The following is a 2,148-nucleotide window of genomic DNA, read 5'->3' on the forward strand; positions in this document are numbered from 1 at the left end:
CAAGTACGTGAGGGTCGCGTCCAGGCGCAAGTACGTGAGGGCCGCGTCCAGGATCGGGCGCAAGCACGTGAGGGTCACGTCCAGGCGCAAGTACGTGAGGGCCGCGTCCAGGATCGGGCGCAAGTACGTGAGGGTCGCGTCCAGGCGCAAGTACGTGAGGGCCGCGTCCAGGATCGGGCGTCTGAGACGTTGCCTGTGTTGTTGCATGCGCAGAGACGAGCTCTGAAGATGCCATCAGCGGAGCGTGCGGTGTTGAGGAAGTGGCGGAGTACGTGCGAGGCGAGTTTGCCTGTTCCTTGCATGCTGTGCCAGGCTGCGTTTTTGAGTCGCGAAGAGTGGGCCGAGCATGTCGATGCGGTGCATGGTGGCCTGCAGACGTATCGGAACGTGTATCTCTTTCTCTCTTCTTTGCAACCTTATGTCTATTCGCCCGAGTACGTGCGGCTTCTGGTCGGGAACTTTTCCGAGTTCTTCACGCGCGCGGCACTCGATTGGGAAAAGCTTGGTGGAGATCTGCGGAGTCAGCTGGAGGCATTGGACGGGTTGCATTGTAATGTGCGTTGGGAGCCGCGCTCGATGCAGGCTTGCGTCGTATGTACACGACTTCACTGGGCGGAAGACTTGTGCAAGGTGGCTCTTGCCGGTCTCAATGCCGATTGGATCCGTGATCGCGCTGCTTTTTGTGACTTGTTGTCGGTGACGCATTACAGAGAGCATTGGCCTTTGATTCCTGAGGAGGAGCTCTACGCGTCAGCCGTCGTGCTGGACGGTGTGTCTCTGTTGCTGCATCGGCGTCGCATTTCTGCTGCTGCCATTTCTGGCTCGGAGCCGGTTTTCGTGTGTCGCGCTTGTGTCGAGCCGCTTTCCAAGACTTCGCCAACGATGCCGCGTTTCGCGCTCGCCAACTTCAATTGGTTAGGCCGCCTGACTCCATTGCAAGAGCGCCTGCTGGAGCCGGAGAGGTTTGGTCTGCGACTTCTCTTGGCCTTAGGTCGTGCGATTACGACGAAGCTGATCTTCAGAGGAGGTGGTGATGCCGAGGGGCAACAGAAGCTGCCGTTCTGGCAGGAAGCTTTCCATCAGAAGGGCATGAGCGGTTCGGCAATTGTCTTTCCGAATGGTCGCAAGGAGTGCCAGGACACCTTCCCTCCGAAGAGTCTCGGCGATTCCTTCGTCGCTGTTTTCGTGGGTTGCGATCCCGCGGACTTCAGCAAAGCGTTTCTCGGGCGTGTCGATGCCGCGGAGTTCCGAGCGATCGCCGCGAAGCTGCAGTCTGAGAACCCGGTGTATCAGAAGGCGACGCTGGACGAGGTGGAGCTCGGAAAGTGGCCGGTTGACGGGACGATGCCGAGAGTCTTCGAGCAGTGCTGCGTCGTCTTGCCTGCGGCGGAGGGGGACGAGGAGGAGGTACCAGGGGACGTCGGCCCGGCGCAACAAGTATCTGGTCATGTGGAGGAAGGAGAGGCCGCGATCGTAGCTCCTTACGTTTCCGCCTTCGCCGATGAGGACGATGACGGGACGATGGCGCGAGCGTGGGCGGTTGCGGGGGCGAAGCTCGAGGAGGCAACGGCCGTGGGGGAGCGCGTGCGTCTCGCAGAGACGGAGGCGGCTTTGGATGACGGTCGGACGGAGGCGAATGAAATCATGCGCGAGCACTTGCGCGGAATCTGCAAGGTGTTGAAGGCATCCTTCGCGAAGCTCTCGAGAGATGCGTTGGACGTGAAACTGGAGCAGGCCATGTTGGCGATCACGACCGGTCGGTCCAGCCAAGCAGAGTTGTCTGCAGTGCCTGGGAAGCGTCTGGTGGTTCCGACGGGATCGAGGCCCATGGACCTGTTCGAGTGGACGGTCTGGACTAAGATAGATCCTGTTTGCTTCTGGTACGGCGATGCTTCATGGGGTCATCCAGAGAGGCCTGTGCCGTTGCTGGTCGATGAGTTCTTCAGCCTGCAGATGTTGCGGGAAGAGTTGTCTTACACGACCGCGGCCGAAGAGGCAGCGGGTGAGCTGCATACGCCTCCGGTGATTAATCGCTTCCGAGAGAACTATCGCATGCTGCACGTCTTCGCCACTGTTTCGGCGCTGAAGCAAAAGATTACGTCGGTGTACGGTTTCGTCAAGCGCGCAGGGAACCGAGGTGTGGTGCAG

General features: G+C 59.9%; 2 protein-coding genes. One reads left to right on the forward strand and one right to left on the reverse strand.

Annotated elements, in window-relative coordinates; all coding sequences use genetic code 11:
- The coding region (locus GY725_19825; protein ID MCP4006435.1) for a hypothetical protein at positions 1 to 207 on the reverse strand (207 nt) is incomplete at its 3' end.
- A 114-nt stretch (positions 208 to 321) separates the two neighbouring features.
- On the opposite strand from GY725_19825, the gene GY725_19830 reads away from it, so the two are divergent.
- Positions 322 to 2,148: hypothetical protein (locus GY725_19830; GenBank protein MCP4006436.1), on the forward strand; the 1,827-nt coding region annotated here is incomplete at its 3' end.

The organism is bacterium, from assembly GCA_024226335.1.
Classification (GTDB): Bacteria; Myxococcota_A; UBA9160; order SZUA-336; family SZUA-336; genus JAAELY01.